Raw genomic sequence first — 3,227 nt, forward strand, 5'->3', positions numbered from 1 at the left:
CCCATGTGCTGAACCTGCTGCATCGCCTGTTGGATGGTAAGCTGACTGACCAGCCAGACGTGGACCCTCCAGCTGCCTTGCCGCTGAGTAAGGAGCCAGAGGCCAATGTCGCACGGCTCATGATGGGTTGCGGGTCCAGAAAGGAGCGCGCGATGCGTCATGATCCCGCTGGAGCTGCCATCGTCATCATGCTGCGCAGCCTGAAGATGCGTCACGCCGAAGGCGTGCTTGCAGCACGACGCATGGCGCAGGCTGTGCAGGATCTGCATGAGCAAGGGTCGCCCGCATTTGAAGCCGCGTCACGCTGAAAGCGTGCCTCTGGCACGACGCCGATCCTGTCGCAGATGCTCAAAGCGGAAATGGCCGAACGCGAGGTGCGCTCTATCGCCTATCACATGAAGGCGGCGCGCTTTCCGGCTTATAAAGACCTCTCTGGCTTTGACTTCGCTGCCAGCGAGATCCGTGAAGCCTTGGTCCGCCAACTCCATCGTTGTGAGTTCATGGACGCTGCCGAGAATGTGGTGCTGATCGGAGGCCCGGGAACAGGAAAGTCGCATGTTGCAACCGCCCTCGGCATTCAGGCCATTGAGCATCACCGCAAGCGTGTGCGCTTCTTCTCGACGGTTGAACTGGTCAATGCGCTGGAGCAGGAAAAGGCACTGGGTAAGGCCGGAAAGATCGCTGAGGCATTGGTCAAAACTGACTTGGTGATACTGGATGAGCTGGGATATCTGCCGTTCAGCGCCTCTGGCGGCGCGCTGCTCTTCCATCTTCTGAGCAAACTGTATGAACGCACCAGCGTCATCATCACCACCAACCTGAGCTTCAGTGAATGGGCCAGCGTCTTTGGCGATACCAAAATGACCACAGCACTGCTCGATCGTCTCACCCATCGCTGCCATATCCTCGAGACCGGCAATGACAGCTACCGCTTCAAGGCAAGCTCCGAAACAGCAAAGAAAAAGCGAAAGGAGGCAACAGCATTGACGCCATCATAATCAGCAGATCATAACGAACAGGTGGGTCAGTTCTCAGTGACAATTAACACCCCATGGCCGCATCGAGTTCGACAACAACACCGTCGAACGCACAATCCGCCCCATCGCACTGAACAGAAAGAACGCCCTCTTCGCTGGCCATGACGCCGGAGCGGAAAACTGGGCCGTCATTGCGTCACTGATCGAGACCTGCAAAATGAACAGCATCGACCCGCACGCATGGCTGCAACGCTCACTGCCATCGTCAATGGCCACAAACAAAGCCAGATTGACGATCTGCTACCGTGGAATTACGCTAGCAAGGTGTGATTGGGACGCCGCTCTGATGTCTTTTTTCAAGGTTTTTTTCACGCAACATGGAACGCCGTGGCGTTTAATGTGATTTGGGCGCCCAAGGGTGGGCACGAGGTCTGAAGACGTCGGTGAACAAGCTCTGATACGCGGGCTGGATACCGCATGACCGATTATGCGTCTCGGGGCTATTCCTTTCTTACAACGAGCATCAACCTGCGTTGGCTTCAAAGCGAGTGCCGGATATTCCCCTGCCGTTGACCTCGCGCCCGCCATTGGGCACATGTGCCACGATTATCTCGTGGGCATCGTTCGGCGGGCTATATCCCACATGAAGGCGGCCATCTCACGCGCAATGGCGGTAGTCACGACCGTCGATTTCTTGCCTCGCTGAATGAGCTTACGGTATCTTGTCGTCAAGCGTGACTGGGCTTTCCATGCAATGTCCTGCACCTCCGCTGGTTGCTTCTGAAGGATGTAGAGCTTCCTTGCGCCCGGACGCGCCTGCAGCCGATACATCCAGGCTCCCTCGATCAGCTTGTGGCGAACCCGTGAATTCCCTGCGCGGGTGATGCCACCACGCTTCGTCGTTTTGCCAGTCGAGTATTCACTTGGCACAAGCCCAAAATAGGCCATGAGTTTTACCGGCGTCTCAAAGCGACGCACGTCTCCGATCTCTGCCATGAAGGTGACAGCGCTGATCAACGCGACACCCCGCAAAGCTTGCAGCGCATTTACCGCTGGGGCGAGGTCCCATTCTGGGACCAAAGCTTCAATATGCCCAGTCAACCGGTCTACCCGTTCCGTTGCGTTTCGCTCGGCTTGTAGCATCTCCTGAAGGGCGATCTGCTGTGCGGGATGATTAAAGCTCTGGCTTTACAGCCACCTGCGATACCGCATCGTCCAAGGCTTGCTCCGATGATAGGTCCGCCCGTGGCGAAGCATAAACGCCGAAACAAGCTGGCGTTTATGTCGCTGGTCCTCTGCGGCACTTTCCCGAGCCCGGACAAGATCGCGCATTGCCTCATGCGTTTCATCTGGAACCCAAATCGGCGTCAGTTCCCCGGCACGCAGGGTAATCCCCCCTAAAATTAGTGGTGTTCAAAAGTAGAATTTTCTCGGCAAGATATCTGAGGAGATTTACGATGAAGAATGGACGATACAGCGACGCGCAGATCATGGCGGTGTTGAAGCAAGCGGAGGGCGGTGTTCCGGTTTCTGAGCTTTGCCGGGAGCATGGAATGAGCAGCGCAAGTTTTTATAAATGGCGGGCGAAGTTCGGCGGCATGGATGCGTCATTGATTTCAGAGATGAAGGATATGGCGGAGGAGAACCGCCGCCTGAAGCGCATGTATGCCGAAATGAGCATGCAAAACGACTTGCTGAAGGAAGCCCTTGGAAAAAAGCGCTGAAGCCATCTCGAAGGCGGGAGATGGCCATGAATGCGGTCGCGCAGAACGGGGTCAGCATTGCGTTGGCTTGCCGTGCGTTTGAGATCAGCGAGACGTGCTACCGGTACGCCCAATCCTGAGCGACGAGAACGAGGAGATCGCCGCTTGGCTGGAACGGTTGACCGAGAATAAGCGAACCTGGGCTTTGGCCTATGTTTTTTGTATCTGCGCAACGTCCAAGGCTATGGCTGGAACCACAAACGCGTTTACCGGATCTACTGTGAACTGGAGCTGAACCTGCGGATCAAGCCAAAGAAGCGCCTGAAGCGTGATAAACCCGAGCCATTGGCTGTGCCTGACAGACCCAATGAGACATGGTCGATGGATTTCATGGCTGATCAGCTCGCAGATGGGCGTTCGATCAGGACATTGAACGTGCTGGATGACTTTAATCGTGAAGGCTTATGTATTGAAGTGGACTTCTCGCTGCCCGCAGAGAGAGTTGTCAGAAGCTTAAACCAGATCATCGAATGGCGCGGACAACCTC

At 55.8% G+C, this 3,227-nt stretch carries 5 pseudogenes; 4 read left to right on the plus strand and 1 reads right to left on the minus strand.

The features are described from left to right. From AKU94_RS20410 to AKU94_RS19205, 3 pseudogenes are all read left to right on the plus strand, one after another. Positions 1-163 (plus strand): annotated as a pseudogene (locus tag AKU94_RS20410) (IS21 family transposase); the annotation flags it as partial. After that, positions 153-998, plus strand: a pseudogene (gene istB, locus AKU94_RS10305) (IS21-like element helper ATPase IstB). The pseudogenes AKU94_RS20410 and istB, both read left to right, overlap by 11 nt. Positions 999-1,053: 55 nt before the next feature. Continuing rightward, positions 1,054-1,307 (plus strand): annotated as a pseudogene (locus AKU94_RS19205) (transposase domain-containing protein); the annotation flags it as partial. Between the two features lie 276 nt (positions 1,308-1,583). Here AKU94_RS19205 and AKU94_RS10310 read toward each other — a convergent pair. Then, positions 1,584-2,363: pseudogene (locus AKU94_RS10310) on the minus strand (IS110 family RNA-guided transposase); the annotation flags it as partial. Between the two features lie 71 nt (positions 2,364-2,434). On the opposite strand from AKU94_RS10310, the pseudogene AKU94_RS19210 reads away from it, so the two are divergent. Continuing rightward, positions 2,435-3,227, plus strand: a pseudogene (locus AKU94_RS19210) (IS3 family transposase); the annotation flags it as partial.

This window comes from Pseudorhodobacter aquimaris (genome assembly GCF_001202025.1).
GTDB lineage: Bacteria > Pseudomonadota > Alphaproteobacteria > Rhodobacterales > Rhodobacteraceae > Pseudorhodobacter > Pseudorhodobacter aquimaris.